The sequence below is a fragment of the Nocardia arthritidis genome (assembly GCF_011801145.1).
Classification (GTDB): domain Bacteria; phylum Actinomycetota; class Actinomycetes; order Mycobacteriales; family Mycobacteriaceae; genus Nocardia; species Nocardia arthritidis_A.
This window is the reverse complement of sequence record NZ_CP046172.1, coordinates 5,092,350-5,113,456: the sequence shown is the minus strand read 5'-3', so window position 1 is coordinate 5,113,456 and position 21,107 is coordinate 5,092,350. Positions and strand designations below refer to the sequence as shown.

Annotated in this window: 25 protein-coding genes; 12 read left to right on the top strand and 13 right to left on the bottom strand. The window is 63.2% G+C overall.

From position 1 onward, the window contains the following. Positions 1 to 319: 319 nt before the first annotated feature. Positions 320 to 1,033, bottom strand: a complete 714-nt coding sequence (locus tag F5544_RS23070) for a DUF899 family protein (protein ID WP_167475125.1) — start codon at positions 1,031 to 1,033, stop codon at positions 320 to 322. Positions 1,034 to 1,240: 207 nt separating this feature from the next. Here F5544_RS23070 and F5544_RS23065 point away from each other — a divergent pair, with 207 nt between their 5' ends. Continuing rightward, a complete protein-coding gene (locus F5544_RS23065) occupies positions 1,241 to 1,729 on the top strand; it encodes an SRPBCC family protein (protein ID WP_167475124.1) in 489 nt (162 codons plus the stop codon). Between the two features lie 9 nt (positions 1,730 to 1,738). Here the strand turns inward: F5544_RS23065 and F5544_RS23060 are convergent, their stop codons facing one another. Then, the gene (locus F5544_RS23060) at positions 1,739 to 1,876 is read right to left on the bottom strand and encodes a hypothetical protein (protein WP_167475123.1); all 138 of its coding nucleotides are present in this window, start codon (positions 1,874 to 1,876) and stop codon (positions 1,739 to 1,741) included. On the opposite strand from F5544_RS23060, the gene F5544_RS23055 reads away from it, so the two are divergent. Next, on the top strand, positions 1,866 to 2,405 hold the full coding sequence (locus F5544_RS23055) for an SRPBCC family protein (protein ID WP_167475122.1): 540 nt from the start codon (positions 1,866 to 1,868) through the stop codon (positions 2,403 to 2,405). The genes F5544_RS23060 and F5544_RS23055 overlap by 11 nt on opposite strands. Positions 2,406 to 2,480: 75 nt before the next feature. Continuing rightward, the gene (locus F5544_RS23050) at positions 2,481 to 3,791 is read left to right on the top strand and encodes a cytochrome P450 (protein WP_238846590.1); all 1,311 of its coding nucleotides are present in this window, start codon (positions 2,481 to 2,483) and stop codon (positions 3,789 to 3,791) included. A 51-nt stretch (positions 3,792 to 3,842) separates the two neighbouring features. Here F5544_RS23050 and F5544_RS23045 read toward each other — a convergent pair whose 3' ends face one another. From F5544_RS23045 to F5544_RS23035, 3 genes are all read right to left on the bottom strand, one after another. Further along, on the bottom strand, positions 3,843 to 4,385 hold the full coding sequence (locus tag F5544_RS23045; protein ID WP_167475120.1) for an EF-hand domain-containing protein: 543 nt from the start codon (positions 4,383 to 4,385) through the stop codon (positions 3,843 to 3,845). Positions 4,386 to 4,492: 107 nt separating this feature from the next. After that, complete coding sequence (locus F5544_RS23040) at positions 4,493 to 5,749, bottom strand: MFS transporter (RefSeq protein ID WP_167475119.1); 1,257 nt, start codon at positions 5,747 to 5,749, stop codon at positions 4,493 to 4,495. Positions 5,750 to 5,755: 6 nt separating this feature from the next. Then, a complete protein-coding gene (locus F5544_RS23035; protein ID WP_167475118.1) occupies positions 5,756 to 6,070 on the bottom strand; it encodes a hypothetical protein in 315 nt (104 codons plus the stop codon). A 112-nt stretch (positions 6,071 to 6,182) separates the two neighbouring features. Between F5544_RS23035 and F5544_RS23030 the strand changes: the two genes are divergently transcribed. Next, the gene (locus F5544_RS23030; RefSeq protein ID WP_167475117.1) at positions 6,183 to 6,563 is read left to right on the top strand and encodes a hypothetical protein; all 381 of its coding nucleotides are present in this window, start codon (positions 6,183 to 6,185) and stop codon (positions 6,561 to 6,563) included. 266 nt (positions 6,564 to 6,829) lie between these two features. On the opposite strand, the gene F5544_RS23025 is transcribed toward F5544_RS23030, so the two are convergent. The 4 genes from F5544_RS23025 to F5544_RS23010 all read right to left on the bottom strand — a co-directional run bounded on the left by F5544_RS23025 (position 6,830) and on the right by F5544_RS23010 (position 10,357). Next, entirely contained in the window at positions 6,830 to 7,363 is a 534-nt protein-coding gene (locus F5544_RS23025) for an EF-hand domain-containing protein (protein WP_167475116.1), read from the bottom strand. Positions 7,364 to 7,679: 316 nt separating this feature from the next. Next, the gene (locus tag F5544_RS23020) at positions 7,680 to 8,051 is read right to left on the bottom strand and encodes a hypothetical protein (RefSeq protein ID WP_167475115.1); all 372 of its coding nucleotides are present in this window, start codon (positions 8,049 to 8,051) and stop codon (positions 7,680 to 7,682) included. Further along, positions 8,041 to 8,730, bottom strand: coding sequence for a response regulator (locus F5544_RS23015; RefSeq protein ID WP_167475114.1), 690 nt, complete (start codon positions 8,728 to 8,730; stop codon positions 8,041 to 8,043). The genes F5544_RS23020 and F5544_RS23015 overlap by 11 nt, the downstream gene beginning before the upstream one ends. Further along, positions 8,696 to 10,357: a sensor histidine kinase gene (locus F5544_RS23010; protein WP_167475113.1), complete on the bottom strand. Its 1,662-nt coding sequence runs from the start codon at positions 10,355 to 10,357 to the stop codon at positions 8,696 to 8,698. The genes F5544_RS23015 and F5544_RS23010 overlap by 35 nt, the downstream gene beginning before the upstream one ends. 1,304 nt (positions 10,358 to 11,661) lie before the next feature. On the opposite strand from F5544_RS23010, the gene F5544_RS47575 reads away from it, so the two are divergent. Beyond that, on the top strand, positions 11,662 to 12,570 hold the full coding sequence (locus F5544_RS47575; protein WP_428847066.1) for a helix-turn-helix transcriptional regulator: 909 nt from the start codon (positions 11,662 to 11,664) through the stop codon (positions 12,568 to 12,570). A gap of 26 nt (positions 12,571 to 12,596) precedes the next feature. On the opposite strand, the gene F5544_RS23000 is transcribed toward F5544_RS47575, so the two are convergent. Then, a complete protein-coding gene (locus F5544_RS23000) occupies positions 12,597 to 13,277 on the bottom strand; it encodes a class I SAM-dependent methyltransferase (RefSeq protein WP_167475111.1) in 681 nt (226 codons plus the stop codon). A gap of 347 nt (positions 13,278 to 13,624) precedes the next feature. Here F5544_RS23000 and F5544_RS22995 point away from each other — a divergent pair, with 347 nt between their 5' ends. The 4 genes from F5544_RS22995 to F5544_RS22980 all read left to right on the top strand — a co-directional run bounded on the left by F5544_RS22995 (position 13,625) and on the right by F5544_RS22980 (position 17,443). Further along, entirely contained in the window at positions 13,625 to 15,238 is a 1,614-nt protein-coding gene (locus F5544_RS22995) for a glycoside hydrolase family 15 protein (RefSeq protein ID WP_203217322.1), read from the top strand. Positions 15,239 to 15,394: 156 nt separating this feature from the next. Continuing rightward, the gene (locus tag F5544_RS22990) at positions 15,395 to 16,723 is read left to right on the top strand and encodes an amidase domain-containing protein (RefSeq protein ID WP_167475110.1); all 1,329 of its coding nucleotides are present in this window, start codon (positions 15,395 to 15,397) and stop codon (positions 16,721 to 16,723) included. Next, positions 16,720 to 17,094, top strand: a complete 375-nt coding sequence (locus F5544_RS22985; protein WP_167475109.1) for a hypothetical protein — start codon at positions 16,720 to 16,722, stop codon at positions 17,092 to 17,094. Before F5544_RS22990 ends, F5544_RS22985 begins: the two co-directional genes overlap by 4 nt. 1 nt (position 17,095) lies before the next feature. Beyond that, a complete protein-coding gene (locus F5544_RS22980) occupies positions 17,096 to 17,443 on the top strand; it encodes a hypothetical protein (protein ID WP_167475108.1) in 348 nt (115 codons plus the stop codon). Between the two features lie 8 nt (positions 17,444 to 17,451). On the opposite strand, the gene F5544_RS22975 is transcribed toward F5544_RS22980, so the two are convergent. Then, the gene (locus F5544_RS22975) at positions 17,452 to 17,715 is read right to left on the bottom strand and encodes a hypothetical protein (protein ID WP_167475107.1); all 264 of its coding nucleotides are present in this window, start codon (positions 17,713 to 17,715) and stop codon (positions 17,452 to 17,454) included. On the opposite strand from F5544_RS22975, the gene F5544_RS22970 reads away from it, so the two are divergent. After that, positions 17,714 to 17,863: a hypothetical protein gene (locus F5544_RS22970; RefSeq protein ID WP_167475106.1), complete on the top strand. Its 150-nt coding sequence runs from the start codon at positions 17,714 to 17,716 to the stop codon at positions 17,861 to 17,863. The genes F5544_RS22975 and F5544_RS22970 overlap by 2 nt on opposite strands. Before the next feature lie 76 nt (positions 17,864 to 17,939). On the opposite strand, the gene F5544_RS22965 is transcribed toward F5544_RS22970, so the two are convergent. Next, complete coding sequence (locus F5544_RS22965; protein WP_238846589.1) at positions 17,940 to 18,368, bottom strand: MarR family winged helix-turn-helix transcriptional regulator; 429 nt, start codon at positions 18,366 to 18,368, stop codon at positions 17,940 to 17,942. Positions 18,369 to 18,461: 93 nt separating this feature from the next. Here F5544_RS22965 and F5544_RS22960 point away from each other — a divergent pair, with 93 nt between their 5' ends. Next, complete coding sequence (locus tag F5544_RS22960) at positions 18,462 to 19,268, top strand: alpha/beta fold hydrolase (RefSeq protein WP_167475105.1); 807 nt, start codon at positions 18,462 to 18,464, stop codon at positions 19,266 to 19,268. An 11-nt stretch (positions 19,269 to 19,279) separates the two neighbouring features. Then, on the top strand, positions 19,280 to 20,038 hold the full coding sequence (locus F5544_RS22955) for an MBL fold metallo-hydrolase (protein ID WP_167475104.1): 759 nt from the start codon (positions 19,280 to 19,282) through the stop codon (positions 20,036 to 20,038). A gap of 12 nt (positions 20,039 to 20,050) precedes the next feature. Here the strand turns inward: F5544_RS22955 and F5544_RS22950 are convergent, their stop codons facing one another. Then, positions 20,051 to 21,073, bottom strand: a complete 1,023-nt coding sequence (locus F5544_RS22950) for an Lrp/AsnC family transcriptional regulator (RefSeq protein WP_167475103.1) — start codon at positions 21,071 to 21,073, stop codon at positions 20,051 to 20,053. Positions 21,074 to 21,107: the final 34 nt, after the last annotated feature.

The following is a 21,107-nucleotide window of genomic DNA, read 5'->3' as shown; positions in this document are numbered from 1 at the left end:
TTCGTCCGGCGATTCGACACCGAAACCAGATATTCACCGGCCCGATTACCGACCCGTAAGTTGTTTGACGAGATCTTCCCACTGTCCCTGGCCTGAGCGACGGTCATCCCCAGGTCGATTCCGTCGTAACCGATGGGGCCGAGGGTGGCGTCCAATCGCTTCGCGGTGGTCGTCGGAGGTAACCGGGTTATGGTCGTGGACCGGCCCTCACGCAACGAGTTTCGGCGGTTGCCTCATGCTGCTGCTGTGGCAGAGTTGATTACGGGACGGGCTCCGATCGCCTTGTGCCGCAGGAGATTCGCGATTGTTCGGGCGTGTGTCAAGCTCGGCGCTCACGCCCGGCGTAATGGTTCTCGGCATACCAGTCGCCTCGGCCGGAGGGCAGTAAATCGAGGACGTTCCAGACCGGGGACAGCAGATCGATGCCGCGCTGGGCGTCGTCGAGGAAGTTCGCGGGCAGCGTGTAAGAGTGCCGCACCTGGTCGCCCTCGGTGGTGAATACGCTGATCATCGGTCGCTGATCACCGTTGGGTCGCTCGGCGCTCAGATCGGCATTGAAAGTTGTGTCGTGGCTGGAGAGAATGCGCAGCCCGTCCCATCCGCGCCGCAAGGCCCAGCCGCGCAGCTTCGGCAGGGGAGCCTTGGCGATGACGGCGAAACTCGTGCGCTGGGCCAGATGATGGGCGACGCCCTGGAACCCGTCGACCCACATCGAGCACATCGGGCAGGCTTCGTCGTCGTTCGGATGGAACATCAAGTGGTAGACGACCAGAGTGTCGTGCTGCCCGAACAGCTCCCGCAATCTGGTGGTCCGGACCGGTCCGCTCCTGCCGAGGTCGGCCGGGCCCTCGGTGAAGGAGTAATCGTCGAGGATGCGGCCGGTGGGCATCCGTCGGCGCGCGGCGGCCACCTCCTCGATCTGATCGCGCAACGTGCGCTCGGCCTTCGCCAGTTCGATACGGGCCGCGATGTACTCCTCGCTCGCGCCCTTGGGCCACATCGGCTCGATCGCCGCGGCATCCACCTCACCCATGACCGGGTTTCTCCCTTGGTTTCGGATAGTGAACGTGCCGCTGCTCAAGGTAGAGCAAAGGCACCGAGACCTCAAGGGCCGCAAGCGATGACCGGGAACTCGGCGTTCGCCTGATCGAATGGCCCACGTCGACACCCATCCGCCGTTACAGTGGATCCCGAACACTATCGAAAGCTTTACCGAACCCGCTTAGTGACAGGAGACACCATGGTTGCACCGCAGTCGATCAAACCGCTGTCAGTCGATGTCGGCATGCTCATCCGCCGTCCGCCGCACGACGTCTTCGAGGCCCTGGCCGACCCCTCGATAACCGCCAAATTCTGGTACACGAAGAGCAGCGGCCGGATGGCCGAGGGCGCCGAACTCACCTGGGAGTGGGAAATGTACGGCGCGGCGCGCACGATCCGGGTCGAGAAATTCGAAATCGACCGCACAATCCGATTCACCTGGGACAATTACAATCCCGACAAGCCCACGACCGTCGAATTCTCGCTGATACCGTATGAAAACGACACCACGTATCTGCATATCACCGAGACCGGGTACACGGGCGACCTCCAAGCCCAGATCGACAGCGTCCGGGATTCCACGGCCGGATTCACCTATCTGCTCAGCGCTTTGAAAGCGGCCCTCGAACACGACGTCATACTCCGGGTGGTGCTGGACGAGCATCCACCGAACCTGCGGCTGCCCTGATGGGAACTCTCAGGTGAAGTAGTACGGATAGCGGGTGACGTCGCGATGCGGGTTGCGGCCACAGCGCCGGAGCGTATCGACCGAGGCTGGGGCAGTCGAAACCAGTTCGCTATACAGCATTATCGAAGTAAAGAAGATGAGCACCATGGAATTCACCTACACGACACGCATCGCGACGACACCTGAACAGCTGTGGGCGGCATTGACCGAACCCGAATTCACCCGCCGATATTGGTTCGGCGTCGCCATGCAATCCGATTGGCAGGTGGGGTCGCCGGTGAAATGGCAGAACATGCCGGAGGAGGAATTTCAGGATCTGGGTCAGGTGGTGCTGTCGGCCGTCCCGTATCGAACTCTTTCCTATAGCTGGCACCTGCTGCAACCGGCACACGCCATGCGCTTCGGCTGGACGGATGAGGAACTCGCCGAGTACGTCAAGGAACCGCGCACCAAGGTCACCTTCGACATCGAACCCGAGAGCGACGGCAAGGTTCGGCTGACGGTGACCCACGACGGCTTCGAACCGGGCAGCGTCATGTATCGGGCGATCAGCGGCCAACTCGAAGGCAGCGGTGGCTGGCCCGGGCTCATGAACAATCTCAAGGCTCTGTTGGAAACCGGTGCGCCGCTCGCCACCGCGCCGTCGGCCGCCCATGCCGCTCCGAGTCATGAATAGCTCGCGCGGTCCGATTCAGAAAGCGGCGAACCGATGACCACTATTTCTCGACAGCCGGCGGTTACACCAGGCGGTATGCCGCTACTGGGCCACGGGCTCGATATGAAGCGACGTCCGGGCCCATTGCTGCTCTCCTTGCAGTCCGGGGATCCGGTGACCGTGATCCGGCTCGGCCGCCGTCCGATGTATGTCGTCAACGACGCCGATCTGATGCGGCAGGTGATGCGCGCACCGGAGATATTCGCCAGGGGCGGCCCGATCACCGAACGTTTCCGCGTCATGTTCGGTAACGGCCTCGGGATTTCGGACGGCGATTTCCATCGGCGCCAGCGTCGCCTGTTGCAGCCCGCGTTCCACCGCACGCGGATCATCCATTACTGCACGCTGATCAGCGCACTGGTCGTGGCGAAGATCGATGCCTGGTCCGACGGCGACACCATGCGGATCGAGCGGGAAATGGACGAACTCGCCCTGGCCAATGTGACCCAGGTGATCTTCGCGCCGGGCACCTCGCTGGACCAGCGGCGGTTCATGGACGCCACCGGAGCCGTACTCGGCGGGCTGTTCCGGCGCATGACGGATACGACCGGCCTGCTGACGAAGCTGCCGACCCCGGGAAATCGCTTATACCGGGAGTCGGAGGACTATTTGCGGCGGACCATCCACGAAACGATCAGGGAGTATCGGGCCAGCGGCGAAGATCGCGGCGACCTTTTGTCGATGATGCTTCTCGCTCGAGACGATGACGGCAGCCCGAGCATGAGCGATCAACAGATACACGACGAGGTGCTGACCTTCTTCATCGCCGGAAGCAATACCATCAGCAACACTCTGTCGTGGGCCTTCCACGAGATCGCCACCCATCCGGATGTCGAGAAACGGCTGCACGAGGAAGTGGACGGTGTGCTCGCCGGGCGGGCGGCCCAATTCGATGATGTCGGCCGATTGGAGTACACCCGCCGGGTGCTCACCGAAACACTCCGCCTGCGAACGCAGGGCTTTTTCCAGACCAGGATGACGACCGAAGATACCGAACTCGGCGGCTACCGCATACCGGGCGGTGAGGCGGTTCTCTACAGCTTCTACGCGCTCAACCACAATCCCGATATCTTCGCCGAACCGGAGCGATTCGATCCCGACCGCTGGCTACCCGAGCGACTGACCGCGGCACAGCGCAACGCTTTCATGCCGTTCGGGGCCGGTGTCCACGGCTGTATCGGTGAGACGTTCTCCTGGACCGAATTGATTCTCGTGCTCGCGACGATCGTCGCGCGCTGGCGACTGGTGTCCGTGCCGGGACATCAGCCCCGGCCGAAACCCGCTGTCACGATGCCGGTGGACGCGCTCCCGATGACGGTGCACCGCAGGTCCGTCGCGGCAGTCTAGAGCCTGTCCTCGAAGTCCGATCCGGCCGGACTTCGAGGACAGCCCCGGCGGCTACAGTTCGCCGGCGATGTGATTTCCCCGTGCGGCCGGGTCGTCGCTCAAATAGAATTCTCGCAAGGCTTGAATATATTCATCCGTGGTGATGTAACCATCGCCGTCGGCGTCCAACAGGGCGAATGCCTTGTTCGTCTCCTCCTCGGACATCCCGCCTTTGATCTGGGCCGCCATCATTTCCCGCGCGTTGATTCGCCTGTCCTGATCCTTGTCCGCGGCGGCGAACACCGCCATGCTGAACGGTATCGCGGACGATTCGACGAACTGCCGGAATTCCGGATCATCGCCCCAGGACATCCAGTCGTCGATGGTCACCTTTTTCTCTCCATCGGCGTCCACCGACCCGGGCATATCCCGGAACATGCGGTGGGCCTGTCGATGAATTCTGCTCCACTCCGCCGAGCGCGGTGGAAGTTCGTATGTATCGCACCAAATTTGGGCCAGTGCCGTGATATCGAGTTCGTCCATGACACCGTCCTGGTCGACATCGTATGCGCTGAACAACTTTCGGAGTTTATTGATTCTCAGTGCGCTGGTCATCGCGTTATCTCCGGGTATTCGAAACGGATGGTGGAGTGCTGCTGATACTCGATCAACTCACAAATGCTATCATCTTATATAGTTATCTGACTACTACCGGCCGGCGCTCATGGAACCGGTGTGAACACGCGCCGACGCTCGATGGCGGCGGATGCGAACGCGGTGGCCAACGCGAGCGTGTCGACAATTACCCCGACCCAGATGACATCGGCGAGCGACGCGTGCGCGATGACGGCGCCGCCGATCGCCGGACCGATCGCATTGCCGATATTGAAGGAGGACATGACAATTGCGACGGCAAGGGTCGGCGCCGCCACCGCGAATCCGATCACCCGCGAGCTGAGCGCGGCGGTCATCGAGAACGCGCACACGCCGAGGATGGTGACCGCGGCGGACGCCGCGATCGGGTTGTGCACGACGGCCCGCAGCACCAGCATCATGACGATTATCGCGATAAGGCTGCCGATGACGTTTTTCATGGCGGACCACTGTGCCAGTCGGCCACCGATGGTGTTGCCGATGAACAATCCGACACCGAACAGGAACAGTACGAACGGAACTCGATGCACGCTGATACCGCTGACGTCGGTGAGTAGCGGCTGAACGTAGGCGTACACGCTGAACAGGGCCATCTCGAACAGCACGATGGTGGCGAGGGCGACGAAAACCCGGACCTGGACCAGCGAGCGCAGCTCGCGGGCGACCAGGGTTCGCAGTCCGACCACCGGGCCGCGGTCGCGCGGCAGCCTGGGCACGAAGATCGTGACGAGTACGGCGCCCAAGGCGCTCATCACGCCGATCATAACGAAGATGACCTGCCAATTGAACTGCGCGCCGATCAGGCTTCCGAGCGGTACGCCCGCCACGGTCGCCAGCGTCATACCGCCGAGGATCACCGCGATCGCCCGCGGCATCCGGTCGGGGCCGGCGAGGGCGACGGCCATCACCTCGGCGACGGTCAGCGCGGTCGCGCAAGCCATGGCCGCGATCAGCCGCATGATGAACATGAGGCCGAGAACCGGGATCACGGTCAGTAAATCCGAGATGCAGAAGACGATTTGGGCGGCCAAGAGCACGGTCTTCCTGTCCCGTCCGAGGGTCAGTACGGCCATCACGGGTGCGCCGATGAGCATGCCGAGCGCGAACGCCGTGATCAGCTGGCCGACCTGGGGTACGGAGACGTGAATCGAGGAGGCTATCTGATCGACCAGCCCGGATACGATGAATTCCGAAGTGCCCAGCGCGAATACGCTGGCCCCGAGGGCATACACACCGACGGGTAGGCGTTTGGCGGCACCGGGTTCGGCAGGGGTGTGATCTTCCTGGGTGGTCGCTTTGAACAGCCGCCGTCGGATTTCGGACACGCTCGATCACACTCCTTGTTCATATAGTTGTTGCGCCGATGCCTGACGGCTTACGGCGCACAATGAGGTAGTAACCGATCTTTTCGCGACAGAGTTCGAAATTGTCGTTATGCCCGGCTCGAAGGCATCGATGCGATTTTTTTCGTAGGCAGCAGCCGAGGTCGCCCGCTGTTGCTGGAATCGGCGCGAGAATTCGCCGTGGCATCGGCGTGTGCGATCGAGTTTCGCTGTGCCCGAATCGAGGAGAGATAGCCGCTCGGTGGCGGCTTGCCTGCGTGCCTGAACGACTACGCCACGCTCGATCTTGTCCGCGATGCTCATGATCGTCCTGACCGACTCGACGTGCAACCTACAGGTAGCAGGTTAGCGGGTCTAGTGAGTTGACGACACTGCCTACGGTGAAAAATACTACTACGATCTATAGCCAGTTGGGGTGAGTCGGGGAGCGCTGCACGCCGTGCGCGGCCACCGTGACGAGTACCGCATGCTCGGGGAGGGTCAGCTGTTCGGCCCGGCCTGCTGCGAAACCGCCAGGCGGCCTGTGAATTTCGTGGCGCTGGCCGCCCTGCTCGGCCAGAGTATCGAGCGGTGGGCGGCCGGATCGGTTCGGCGAGTTGTCCTCGACTCGCTGTGCCCGCTCATCGTCGGGCGGATCGGCGCAGGTGCGCTCTCGATCACCCGCGGGCGGGTACCTCCGACTTGCTCGGCGAGCTGGAACTCCGCCAGCGTGGAATTGCCGTCGTCGGGCATCGCGCCGGGAAGGCAGATGCCCACCGATAGGAAATGTAATTCGGCGGGTCCGCACTGTGTGTGACAGGATGTTTGCTGTGGCGAATTAGCGCGGCCCTGAGGCAGCGCTTTCTATGCCCCGCCGAGGGAATCGGTTTCGACGGCAGATCCGGGTTCAATGCCTGGTGTCGGTGAGTTTCGGCGATGTCGACCGACTTTGCGACGGCGAGAACCCGAGAAGGTTGTTCATATTCTCGTGATGTCGACGGAGACGGCATTCTGCACAGGGGCCGAAGTCATGACGGGACGACGACCCCGTGCAGGTTCCGTTTCTCGCGGTCGGTGCGACTGTTACAGGCGGCCCGCCAGGTGAGTTCCCGCGGCTTCGAGGTCTTCGCTGCCGAAGAATTCACGAAGCGCCGCGTCGTGCTCGTCGGTGCTGATGTACCCGTCACCGTTGCTGTCGAGCGCTTGAAACATCTTCAACCCCTCGAGCTGGCCTACTCCGGAGATCGATTGCAGGGTCATCCACTCGCTCAATGACAGCCTGCCGTCGCCGTCGACGTCGCCGAGTTCGAAGGTGAGCTGGGCCAGCGGAATGGCGACCTCATCGACGAAACGGGGATCCTCGTGCGCGGCGATCCATTCCTCCCTGCTGATTTCCTTGTCACCGTTGGCGTCGGCGTGCCCCTGCAGGTCCTGCCATAGTCTGTTGGCCCGCTTGATGGTGTTCCGCCATTTGTCGGAGCCGGGGGCGATGTGGAATGCGACGCACCATTTGTTGATCAACGCGTCGATGTCGGACTGGTCGATCTTGCCGTCGTTGTCGGCATCGTACCGCTCGAAGTGCTTCGCGAATTTCTGCTGCTGGGCTTTCGTGACCATGGGATTTCCTATCTCATCCGGTCGGTAAGGGTACGGAGCTCTACTATGCCTACTTTACTGCCGGGGAGACGGGTCTTCAAGAGGTAATTATATCTTAATGAAGTAACTTGGGCTTTGGGCATCGGAGGGCAGAGGCACGCCCAGGTACCGGAAGAAGTGACCGGCCGCGGCGGCGGCCGGCAGGGCGGGCGAAGGCATTGATGCTCGGTGTGTGCGCGTACACCACGCCGACGCCGGGCCGCAGCAGGGCCCGCGTCGAGGATCAGCTCTGGCGAGTTCGGTGCGCGGAGGCGAGGCCGGTCCCTGCCGGGACGACTCATTGAATCAGGATGAAAACAACCGACATAACCGCGGTGGCGACCCCCACCGACAGTTTCACGAACACTTCGACATAGAATGCCTGTGTCGCTTCATTGATCAGATGCCTCGTGGGTAAACCGACGTCCGCGGAACGTTCCATGGCCAGCGATCTGATCGTTTCGATTCGCCAGGCCAATGTCGACAGTGCCACCGATGACGCGAATGCCGCGAGGGTGCACAGCAGAAGCGATACCTGATTCGGTGGAGCGGGCACTGTCCCGTAGCCCTGCGTGAACGCATTTGCCGCCAACGACAACACTACCGCGCTGGCCAGGTAGAAGGCGCCAGGATGGACCTGACCCAGGCTGGCGCTGATCCTACGAATCACCGAGTATCCTTGCTGATTCCGCTTCGAACATTTCCACTTCATGCGCCAGCTCACTCAAAGCCACCACATCGCATCTGGCCTTTGCCGCGGCCTCCAGTTCGATCAGTTTGTCGGCACGTCGGGTCAATGCGGTTCGGCTGTTCACCGTCGGATCGCGGCGCCTGGTGCCGCTGCCGCTGCGCAGTTGGTCCGCGAGTTGCTGTAGCCCGTTGATGCGACGGCGTAATTCGTTCTGCCCGGCGAGCGAAATCGAGGCGACTTCATTCCGGGCCATTTCACGACGCCGACGATCCGATCCGACGAGCAGATCGCTCACCGTATCGATGAGATCTGTCGTACCGTAGCCCTCTCTATCGACGTCGCCTTTTATGACAATGTCGCCGACGCCGTATCGGAGCAGGATGTTCTTGCTGATCGCGCCTTTCAAGTGTGAGCCTGTCACCACAGCGCGCGGCAGATCGGGTCTGTTGTGCAGGATGTAGGACAAGACTTCGTAACCGGAGTAGTCGTCCTCATCCGTGAGGTTGAGATCGATCAGTGCGCAGTCCACATCGGGACGTTCGAGTTCATCGATCGCCGCATCGACCCGGGTTACGTGTCTTACCTCGTGACCCTGAAGTACACGCTGCACCGCCCGAGCGAAATTAATATTGTCCTCGAGCAACAATATTATCGCCATCTATACCCTCCCGGCAAATAGGCAGAACAATTACAAAAGTGGCGCCGGGCGAGCGCTTGACGTCAACCGTTATCTGGCCGCCCAGGTCCGTGACAATTTCTTTTGCTCGGGCCAAACCGAGTCCACGACCTTTGCCCTTCTTCGAGAACCCCAGTTGGAAAATGCCTGCTACATCCTCGGGCTTGATACCAGGGCCTTCATCCGACACGATGACGGAGACGGACCTGCCGGATACCGCCCCGCTCACCAGCACACGTCCCCTGTTGCCCATCGCCTCGATCGCGTTGTACAGCAAGTTCTCGAACAGTGCGGTGATATCGCCTTTGACGCCGCGGACGAGAACACCAGCTATGCCGTCGATATCGAGCTCGACGGTACTGTCCGGAAATTCCAGACCGAGCCGATTTCGCAATGCGGTCAGGACGCCGCGCACGCTGATTCGGGCGACCATCTGGGCACGGTGAAGTTCTTCCGGAGCGCGGGCCAGCTCGGTGCAACCGTCGGTGATATCGTCGATCCACTGCGCGAGTTCGCCATCCAGTTTCACCCCGCGCAGATCCAGCTCCTCGCGTATCGCGTGCACGTCACGCAGAATCGGATCCACCGCTTTGCGTATGCGATGAGCGAAATCACCGTTGAGTCGTAATCTGGTCGCCTCGGCCCTCGACTCGGCCGCCTCCTCCCGCCGCCTGCGAACTTCGGCCGCGAGTCGTGCGCTCGCCAGTACGGCCGATGACAATACGGGTAGCGCGTCACGTTCGAGTTGGGTGAAAGTATGCGGGGCAGGCACCCGCATCAAATGTAATCCAACGAATTCCCCCTCGGCGTGCAGCGGTATCATGGCAACCGTGTCGACCGGCCCCTGGTGTGTATCGAAGAGCTGTTTGAGCAGTCGGTGCGGACGGGACATGGAATCATGGAGAATCGGTTTCGGGTTCGATCTGAACCATTCGAGTGCGCGCCCGATATCCAAACCGGGCGGAACCTTCCAGCCACTGCTGCGAAACGCCTCGCTGAACTGCTCGCTACGGCCGACGAGCCAAACGCTCGATTCGGCCGGCGCATTCATCGCGCGCCGGAGAAGTTCCACGCCCAAGGCGAGCGCGGCGCGCTCGTCCTCGCCGGTTCCCGACAATGTCAGCGCGCCCACCAGCCTGCGCAGTTGCTCCGAGAGATCTTCTCTGGCCGCGCTCTCGCTGATGTGAATCGCTTCTTCGCGTGTTCTGGTGATCTGCGCCGCGTCTTCGAGGGAAACGTCCGTTACATCGATTGCCGTCTCGGCGAGGAGGTGGGTATTCGTCCGCTTATCGTAGAGTGGAAATCGAACCGTGAGGAGTAATCGCTGCGAGCCGGAGTAGATTACGTCATTTACCAGAGTCCGGATTTTGACGCCGGTTCGTACGATATCGTTGTGATCCGCTATTGCCTGGTTGTGTTCGAGGGCATTTATCAGTAGCGTGATATAGCTTTCGCCGATGGCTTCTTCGCTCGAATATCCATACAGACGCTCGGCGCCACGAGTCCACAGTTTTATGGCGTAGTCGGCTTCCGGACCCGCCGCAGCCCACATGGATACCGAGGTGCTGTCGGCGATCTCGGCGAGGAGATGTGCGTCGTACTCATCCACTTCTGCTGTCCTTCATGTGTGCTTGCTTGCGGACAACCCGCGGATCCGGGACCGGGCCGCGGTGCGCGGGTTCGCCGACTGTTCGGCGGCCGTCGCCGCTGGGTGCGGCGGGATGTGATCGACAGCGCCGTTCATGGGAACCTCTTCCACGATGTGGCTCGGCCGTTGGGCCGTTCACCTCGGTCGCCGGTCCGCTGGGTGGGTCGTCCGGCCATCGGCCGCCGCGGCGCTCGAGTAGCTACATATTACATAAGTTTTCTGTGATTTTTGGGCTCTGCGGCCTCGCAGCGCGCGATGAGATCTCGAATGCCGCTGCTGTCCAAGGGCTTCGGGTGATCGCCGCGCCGGACCGGAGTCTTCGCCGCCCTTCCGACGGGGCGGACGGGCTCGGACCGGAACTCGGTGCGCGGCACCGGCTGTTTCGGTCCGTGTTCGAGAGGCGAGGGTCAATGGACCGCACGCTGGTCGGCATGCGGGTAGACCTGCGGTAACGGTGAAATATGCTCTACTGCTGGCGATCTGGGTGCGCAGCGGATCAGGTAGGTGTTCGTGAAGCGGCCGTCTGCGGGGGACTCTCTGACCTGGAACCGACGCGGCATCCTGTCCGGCGCATGTGGTCAGAGGATCCGCCGCGACCTCGCGTAGCCGTTCCAGTGAAGGCGCGCCATCCGACGTTTGTTACTATATATTAATATATTGTTATAGTGGAGCCGGTGCTGCGCCGCCTCTGCGGGCACGCGCCGAGGTCGAACCGGCCTTCTCCCCAACGGTGGCGACGCCCTGAATTGCCGAAAGCGCGGACGTGTCTTCCGGCCGGCGTCGGCGCGTCGGCACGATCAAGACTTCCCGGACTGATGGATCTTCGGCGAAGGTGCGTCCTTCCCGTCATCCACCGGCCGTGATCATTTCTCCCGGCGCGGTGCCTTCGAACGCGAAACGCCTTCGCTCGCTCTCGGTTTCAGACAACCTCGGCGCTGTCCCCGCTGACGCGCCGCGCTCGGCGCCGACATCCGAACCTGTGATCGGACCGTGTTTGGGCATGCTTCCTCGTTGCTCAATCTAGAAAATGGAAGTATTCTACCGTCCAGTTGCGTCAATCACGGTGGCCATCCGAGCCGCCGTCGGGCACTCCGTTCGCTTGACTTGGGGCTTTTGGCTTGCGTTGGGGCTACGGGGGAAGGGGGCACTGAGGAGAAGTGCATCCCCCTGCGGAATCGACGGCTTCACACACCACCCGTTCATTCCGCGGCCGAAGGACCACCGACATTTTCATAATGGCGTGCGCCCTTTGCAACGACACCTGAATGGTTCGACCTCGGTGCCAGAGGCGGCCGGTCAGTTTCAAATCGGCGGCAGCGACCACGTTTCGTTGCCCGAGCGCTAAGCGCTATTTCTCAGTTATTTTGCGGCCGAACGGCTGTGGGAGAACTCGCCTCCGCAGCCGCCAACTCAGGCATCCCTGGATTGTTATGAGTTTGGGAGAGTTCGTGTCCGACCATATCGCTGACAGCATCAAATATATGTGGGACAACTGTGGGCAACAGGTCTCACTGAATGACCTCGCCGATGTTGCCAGATACAGCAAGTTTTACTTCGTCAGACGGTTTCACGCCGAAACCAGCTGGTCACCGGCTCGGTTTCTCGCGGCAATCCGTCTGGCGCGAAGCAAGAAGTTATTGGCGACCACGTCGATGAACGTCTCCGATATCTCCTGTGCCGTCGGATACCTGAGTTACGGGACATTCACGTCGCGGTTCACCGAAGCGGTCGGACTGAGTCCCTCGCAGTATCGTCGCTACGTCCGAGGTGAGCGGGTGCCGCTGAGATGGTCCGAGCAACATGCCGACTGCCGTAGGGAGTCCGGCACCACGCTATTGTGCGGAAAATTATCCGACCCGGGTGGAGCCATAGTGGGCCGCGGGTACATGAGTATATTCTCCGCGGCAAACCCGCTGACATCGGCCGCCGCGCTACTTATTGTCGCAAACCAGGGAGCGTTCAGTCTGGGCTGCCTACCGCCCGGTAAATGGGTTGCTCGAGCAATTGCCATCTCGACCGTCCGGGACGACGGAAATCGTAGGGCAACCCGAGAGGCCCGTATGGGAATCTGTGAGTTCCCACTTCGGGAAAACGATCGACTCGAGATCAGCATCAGATTGAGTAAACTGACGATTCGAACCGCCCCCTTCTTGCCTGCACTTCCGCAGCTTTGACCACCGGACTTGTCACCGAGGTGATCTCAGCAAGACCGTGGGCCGCGTGACAGCTCGGCCGGGTGTTGTCGCGCAACCGGACGGCCGGTGCACGGCTGAAATCGCGCCAGGTAGGCGACGGTCGGTCCGCTCCGAGCGGCGAGGTGCAGCCCGCAGGAGTCGGCCATGGTGTGCAACCGCCCGAAAGGGATCCAGTGCGGATCGAAGAATTCGCCGACTACCAAACGCCCGGCTGGGCTGAGTACCCGCACGGCCTCCCGCAGGACCCGTTCCGGTTCGGGGACCTCGCCGAGCGCAGTTATCAGGTACACGGCGTCGAAGGTGTGCTCCGGAAACGGCAGGTTTCGCGCATCGCCCTGGGTGCCAACGATATTCGTGATGGACCGGGCCTCGGCGCGGCGCCTGACGTGCTCGAGCATGGCCGGCTGGATGTCGAGAACGTCCAGTTGTCCGTCCGCTCCGAGCTGCGGGGCGACATGTAGGGACTGCAACCCGGTGCCCGGCCCGATCTCGAGAATGCGCTCGCCCGCGCGTGGCCGGAGCACGGCATCCAGTCGTTCGGCGGTCAGCAGCGGCAGCGGGATGTCCAACATCCAACGCTGACCGTACGGGAACGGTGCCCGGTCGCCGAACCACAGTACGGCCGCAGCCGCGGCGGCACCGGCGCCCAGCGCCCAGCCTGCGGCGGGGACGGACGGATATCTCATGTCGTGTGCTCTCTGCTCGTGTAATTCGAAGGTGTTCAACGGATTTCATGACATCCGGAATGCGGCTGCCGATTGACGGCTATTGCGGTGCACAGCGGCGCCGCCCATCGCCGGTGCGACGGCGAGATCGCTTCCCGATAGGGCGGTGACGGTGTCGAGCCAGGCCCGCGCGGCGATCGGCGTTGCCGCACCGGCCATTCCGGGCTGTGGCCATGCTGTGGCGGTGAAATCGGCTCGGCAGCAGCGGTTTCTGTTGATGTCTGCGCATAAATGTCGGCTCTCGGTGTCGATTTCGCTGGCGTGTAACCAGTTTCGAAGCGAGAGCCCGCGCGGTCGGTAGTGCGACCATGCGTCTTCACGGTGGCACTGGCAACACCGTGCATTGGCATATCTGTGTGCTGGCCCGCCGTCTCGTCGACCCCTTACCGGGGCCACCCCGCTGGGTGATGGGCACCGAAATTCCCGCATCCCGCGACGAACGAGTCCTGTCGTCGGCCATCATCGATATCCGGATGCCACCGGGCTTCCGGGACGAAGGCGTGCGCGCCGCGCTCACCATCCGGGGTGACCGGCCGGGCACGGTCGTGATGCCGCTATCGCACAGGTCAGGCTGCCCTTCGGCTGTAGCCTTGTCCGGGAAGGGAATCCGGATGGACACGTTGGACTACGGGCTCGTCCGACCGTCGCTGGCGCAGTCGGACCTGACGCGGATCGCGTCGTATCTGTTCTGGTTGATGTTCCGCAACATCGCCTCCGACGGGTTCGTATTCGAGGATCCAGTGAACGTCGGGACCCTCTCGCGGCCGGGATGCGTGCTCGCCTCGCCCTCGTGGGAGAACAGCGCGACGCGGGTGTCGCAGGACTATGTCTACAACTGGACCCGGGACGCCGCCGTCGTCGCCATGGAGCTCGCGGTGGGGCCGATGGCCACCGATCAGCCGCTCATCGATTACGTGAATTTCGCACGGCTGTGCCAGGATTCGGGCGGCGACTTCGACCGGGCCTGCTACCTCATCGACGGCACCCCACGGAACTGGACCGACCAGGCGGACGGACCGGCGCTGCAGACGCTGGCGATCCTGGCCATGTACGGCGCGCTCGACGCGGCGACGCGGACGACGGCACGCGCCGTCGTCACGGCGAACCTGAACTTTCTGCGCGACTCGTATCAGGGCGAGACCTACAACCTGTGGGAAGAGGTATACGGCGCTTCCTTTTTCGCGCGCTCGGTGCACCTGCGGTGTTTACGCGCGATGACAACCGACCCACTGGGAATCGGCGTCCCGGACTGGCTGACGACCGCCATCGGCTGGCTGGAGAATTCACTGGAGGGCCATTGGACCGGCTCGTACTACCAGTCGATGCTGCCCGCGCCGAACAACTATCGGGCACCATACGATCCGAATATCGACATCGTGATGGCGGCGGTCTACGGCGGGGTAGCGGTGGCCGACACCAGGCTGCTCGCCACCGCGGCACTGCTGCGCGCACAGTGGGCCGATCCGGCGTCGAAGTACTTCTACCCGATCAACGGCGAGGACCGCGGGCGAGGCATCGGCCCGCTGCTCGGCCGATATCCGGGTGACGTGTACGACGGCGACACCGACGCACAGGTGGGTGACCATCCGTGGGCGCTGTGCACGGCCAACTTCGCCGAGTTGCACTATCGGCTCGCCGCGCACATCGATGCCACGAAAACGGTTCCGCTGGACAACAACTCCGCCGGATTCTTCGACCAACTCGGCATCGGCGCCTCCACCACGCCCGACGCGGCTGTTACGGCACTGCGCACCGCGGGCGATCGGATGCTCGACGCTCTTGTCTTCCACAGCGATCATCTCGAACTCAGCGAGCAGTTCGACGCCACCTCCGGATATCAGAAGAGCGTCCGGAACCTGTCATGGAGTTATGCCGCATTCCTCTCCGCGGTCCGGGCCCGCGAATACGGAATACCCGGCTGATCCCCCTCGGCTGCCGACCGCTCGGCAATCACGTTGCATCGCAGCCATTTCGAAGACTGTCCCGCAGGCCCCGTGACCTCGAAACAAGGGGCGTGACAGAGTATGTGATATCGCGGATGATCCAGGGTTGACTGACCGCTGTCGGGGGGATCGAACATGGTGACATTTTCGCAACTTCGCAATGCCAAACCCTGGTCGTGGATCGCCGCGGCCGACGACATGTTGGCGGCCGCCAAACAGTGTGAGCGCATCAAGGACGACATTCACGACAACGGCGTGAAACCGCTGGACGAGCATTGGCGTAGCAATCTGGGAACGGCCGCGAAAGATACGCTGATTCGCATCGCCGATCAGGCCGAGGTCGCATCGATTCTGGCCAGGGCCACCGTCGATCCACTCGATACGCTCGGCCGCGCGGTCGAGATCGCGCAGCGTGAACTCGAGGACGGCGTGCAGGTCGCGCTGAACGCCGGATTGAATGTCGACGAAGCCACCGGCACCATTTCCATTCCGTCCTGGGTGCACCACGATGAGCCCGAGGAGCAGGTGCGGACCGGCCGGGCACTGCGGGATGCCCAGCAGATGATCAAGGACGCGCTGGAAGCCGCCGATCAGGCGGATCGGCTGTGTGCCCAATCCATAGACGACGCTTCGAAGTTGGATCCGTCGACGACGACCGATCAGAACCTCGAGGATATGATCGGCAAGGCGCAGAAGATTCAGGCCGACGACGCGAAACGGGCGCTGGAGGAAATCCGCGACACCATTCCCGACGGGCTGCCGCCGAATCTGGTCGAGCAGTGGTGGAACAGCCTGACCCCGCAGCAGCAGAGCGAACTGAAGCTCGCCACCCCGATCGAGCTGTACGATCTGCCCGGAATTCCCGACAGCGTCAAGAAGGAAATCGATCGCCCCGAAAACGGATACAGCACGATCGGCGCGTTGAAGTACGCCCGCGAGCACGCCAACGACACCTCGATCGACTGGGAAGACAAGGACAACTGCACCAATTTCGCATCCATGGTGCTGGCCTACGGAGGTGGCATGCATCAGAAGGAGGACTTCTGGCCGCCGCGGCACTGGGATCGCGATGGATGGAGCGACGGAACGAACGGTCATCCCGATATCCTGCCGCCCGGCTGGAGCCACACGCCGTCGTGGGGCGCGGCCGATCTGAACCGGAAATTCTTCCTGGATCACGGCGGTCAGGTCGTCGCGTCATCCGACCATCGGGCGGGCCTGGCCGGTGCGCAGCCGGGTGATCTCATGTACTACACCATGACCGAGGACGCGGGTGGAAAACTGCACGCGGGACAAACCCATCACACGGTGGTCGTCACCTCGGTGCTGCCCGACGGAAATGTCTTGTACACACAGCATTCCGGTAATGCGGAGAACTATCCGTTCGACGGTCGCCTGCCCGAATTCGAGGAGGGCGACGGTCGGCAGAAGGTGGAGGTCGTGCGACCGAAGGTCACCTGGTGAACAGACGCCTGTGGCTGCTGCCGCTCGTCGCGCTGCCGATCGCGACGGTCGTCACGTTGGTGATCCGCATCGGGATGGTGCGCGATCGCGCCAGCGATTGGTCGGGCGAGGGATGCATTGTCGGGCCTTATGATCCGGCCGAGCGGACCTACCTCTACGTCATCACCGTGCTCATGGTGCTCACCGCCGCGCTGGCAATCTATCTGCTCGTGAAGATCCGTGATCGTGCGGTGCGCATCACGGCCGCCGTGGTTGTCGCGGCGACGGTGATCGGGGCGCTCTACCTCGTAACGGTGTGGGGCGGTATGGAATACAACAACCGGCCCGTTCCGGAGCTGCCGTGCCCGGACCGGTGGGAGAGGGGAAACTGAGATGTCCGACGACGCGATCTACATCGCGCCCGAACAGGTGAAATCCTCAGGGGGCCTGTTGGATTCGATGGCGACGGCGGCCCGCACCGAAACCGACAAATGGTTCGATACGCAGGCCATGGCGGCATCGGATAACGAGGGCTTCAGCGCGGGGCCGAAATTGGTTGCCTACGCGACGAATCTGCACAAGCTGGTGAACGGATTCATCGACGATCTCGCCACCAATGCGAGGGGGATCATCGACGCCGCCAACGCGCTGCAGACGGTCGACCACGATAATGTGATCGGCTTCGACCGGGACCTCACGGTCCTGAACGGCCTTCGCCAGGAACCGAATCCGGGCCGGTAGGCGGTCGATCAGCGACGGCGGTAAACGATCAGTTTCGGCTCGGCCGGGAGGCTGAAGCGCCGGCCTTGCGAAAGTCGGCTGATATCGGTGTGCAGTGCGGGGTCGGCGGCTTTGCCGAGCGCTTCGAACGCCGAATCGCTGTAGCAGCGCAACATGGTGATCGTCGCGTCGTGCATGATCGGCCAGGCCGCCGCGGGCCCCTTGGTGATGGCGAGAAACGCGGCGAACGGCAGCGTCACCAACGGTTGCCCCAGAAACGCTGGGGTCGACATGCGCGGCAGATCGACGACCGCGAAACCTGCCGCATCTGCTGTTCAGCTTCTTCGGCACGACAAGGTTTTCGCAACCGATCCGCTCACCCTCGACGATTTCGTCCGCTACATCGACAGCGTCGTCATGCCCGCCCTGCTCAACTCCTGACCCGGCGATCTCCGACGCGCTCGACAGCCATCAGCAAACCGGCGCAACACTTTTCGGTCTGCGAATTGATCTCGTCCTAGAACGGATCGGAAGCGAGGGCTTTGTCCAGAAGGGCGCCGAGTTGATCCAGTTCGGATTGCGACAGGCCGTGGAATGACTGCTCGGCGATCGAGTCCATGATCGCCTGGCCTTCGGCGCGCAGTTGTTCTCCCTGTTCGGTGAGCCGGTGGCGGACGGCGCGGCCGGGGCCCGGGATCCGTTCGATCAGCCCGCGATCGGCCATGCGGGTGGCCAACGAGCCGAAGGATTGGTCGGTTTGGAAGGTCAGGACGGCCAGGTCGTGCAGTGAGGCGTCCGGGTTGCGCTGCAGGTGGCGAAGCGTGTCCCACTGGACGAGGGACAGTCCCAGCGGTGCCAGGGCGCGATTGAGCGCGCGGTGGTGGCGGTACTGGAGTCGTTTGACGGACAGGCCCACCTCTGCTGGTCGATAGCTCATGACGCTCATCCTAGCGCTCGAGAGAAGGTTGTTTATATAAGTCACCTGATATAAGGTTCCTGATATCAGGTTCCTTACATCGATAGTTCGAAGGATCAGGCAATGAGCACCACCGTTCCGGCCGGCAGCCTGCGGCCCACTCGCACCGAAATCCACACCCTCACAACCGATCCGGTCGGTCCCGTCGAGATCACCGTCGCCGACCACGACCGCACCCGGCCCTTCCTGCTGTTGCACGGCGGCGGGGGAGTGTCCACCATGACCGGATTCGCCGACCTGCTGGCCGAGCGCACCCACTCCCGTGTGCTGGTGCCGACCCACCCCGGCTTCGCGGGCACCCCGAAGGCGGACGGGCTCACCGACGTCCGCGCGCTCGCGAAAGCGTATGTGGCACTGCTCGATCGGCTCGGCCTCAGTGACGTGACCGTGCTCGGCAACTCCTTCGGCGGCTGGCTGGCCGCCGAGATCGCCCTCCAAGCCAGTCCGCGGGTCAGCGGCGCGGTCCTCGTCGACGCCATCGGCATCGAGGTCGATGGCCACCCGATGACCGATGTGCGCGGCAAGACCGTCGACGAGATCCGCGCCTTCTCCTGGCACGACCCGAACAAGGCCCCGATCGCGCCCGAGGGCGGCACCGGTCCCAGCCCGGACGTGCTGGCGTTGATCGGCTATACCGGCCCGGCCATGACCGATCCGACTCTGGCCGCACGCCTGGCCGCCATCGACGTGCCGGTCCACGTGATCTGGGGCGAAAGCGACCGCATCGCCGACCCGGACTACGGAAGGGCTTATGCCGCGGCGATTCCCGGCTCGGCATTCACCCTGCTGCCCCGCACCGGCCACCTGCCCCAGGTCGAGACGCCGGAGGAACTGCTCGGCGCCATCCTCGACCTCGACCTGCCCAAGTAAGGACCGCGACAGTGACCACTACCGACCTCACCGTGACCCGCATCGGACACGCCTGCCAGCTGATCGAGTTCGGCGGGCTGCGGGTCCTGACCGACCCGTGGTTCACCGAGACCGCCACCTACCACCAGGGCGAACCGGTCACCGCGACCGTCGCCGAACTGGGCCGCATCGACGCCGTCGTGATCAGCCACGAGCACTACGATCACTGCGATCTGGACGCCCTGGTCGCGGGCGGTTTCGACCTCGATATTCCATTGATCGGTCCCGCCACCGTGACGGCTATCGCGGCCCGCAAGGGATTTCGTGAGCTGCGGACCATCGAGGCCTGGGAGTCCACGACCGTCGGCGAGCTCACGGTGACGGCCACACCCGGAGAGCACGGTGTCCACGAGGTCACCTTCGTACTCCGATCCGGCGGGCGCACAGTCTTTTTCGGCGGTGACTCACTGCGGGTACCCGAACTCGACACGCTCCCTTCGCGTTTCGGGAAGATCGACCTGGCGATCCTGCCGACCAACGGTCTGTGCGTGCGTCCGATGAACATGCGCCAGGTCGTCATGGACGCCGAGGAAGCCGCGGCCCTGACCGCCGTCCTGCGCCCGACGCTGGCGATCCCGCACCACTACGCCTTCCACAGCGGCCGCCTCGGCGATCGGATGATCACCAAGGGCGACCGCGACCCCCGCCACTACGCCGACGCGGTCGCCCGCCTCGCCCCCGATGTCGAAGTCCGCATGGTCCTGCCCGGAACGGCGGTGCGAGTCGGATGACCGATGCGCGGGCTAGTGCGGCCAGATGTCGAGTGGGACGAAATCTGTTGCGCGGCCTCGATCGTCGAGTAGCCGACCGAGGCGTTTGACGTGCCGGAGCGCGAGGGCGACGTCGACCACTTCCACCTCGCTGACCTGCTCGGCGAGTGCGGCTTGGAGCCGGTGGATATCGCCGGCGGAGCGCAGCCACACCGAGATCATCAGGTTCGCCCGGCCACCGGTCACCGAGGCGCACAGGCGGGTCTCGGGTAGGGTCGCCAGCTGCCCGGCCACCGTGTCGAGGCGGTTCGGCGCCACTCGGCACCACAGCGTCGCGCTGATCGGCCATCCCGACATCGGCTGTGCCACTTCGCATCGCAGGGTGATGTGCTGTGCGGCGATCAGGGAACTCACGCGGCGGCGCGCGGTGGAGACGCTGACCCCGCTGTCGGCGGCCAGTTCGGCGAAGCCGGCGCGCCCGTTGCGCTCGAGTGCGGTGAGCAGCGCCGCGTCTCGTGGGCCGATCGGTTGGCGCGGGGCCGGTTGGGGGTCGGGCCGTGAGGCGCGAATCCGGTTGCCGAGCAAGGGATCGAGCGCCCGCAACTCCCAGCGGCTGCCCTCGGCGTGGATCGCGGTCATCACATGTGTCCGGCAGTCCCGCACGCCCCGGATCCGGCCCAGCGAGGTGAGCACATAGGTCGACAGGTCGGCGAGGCCGGGGGCGAACACCGTCAACAAGAGGTCGCTGTCGCCGGTGATGTGCTCGATGGTCCCGACTCGCCGGTCGTGACACAGCCGATCGGCGACGGCGCCGGCTTTCCCTGCGGCGCAACGCACTTCGATACACGCACCGATCACCGTCCCGAGCGAGAGCTGGGCGCGGTAGACGGTGATCCAGGCCAGCCCGGCGGCGGTCAGCCGATCCCAGCGCCGCGCCACCGTCACGGGGTCGACTCCGAGCACCTCACCGATCAGGTTCCAGGGCGCGCGGGGATTGAGCTGAAGCGCGTTGATCAATTGCAGCTCCAGCTCGTCGAAAGCGACCGAATCTTGCATTTTTACGCCTTCATTGAACGATAGCTGCGAATTT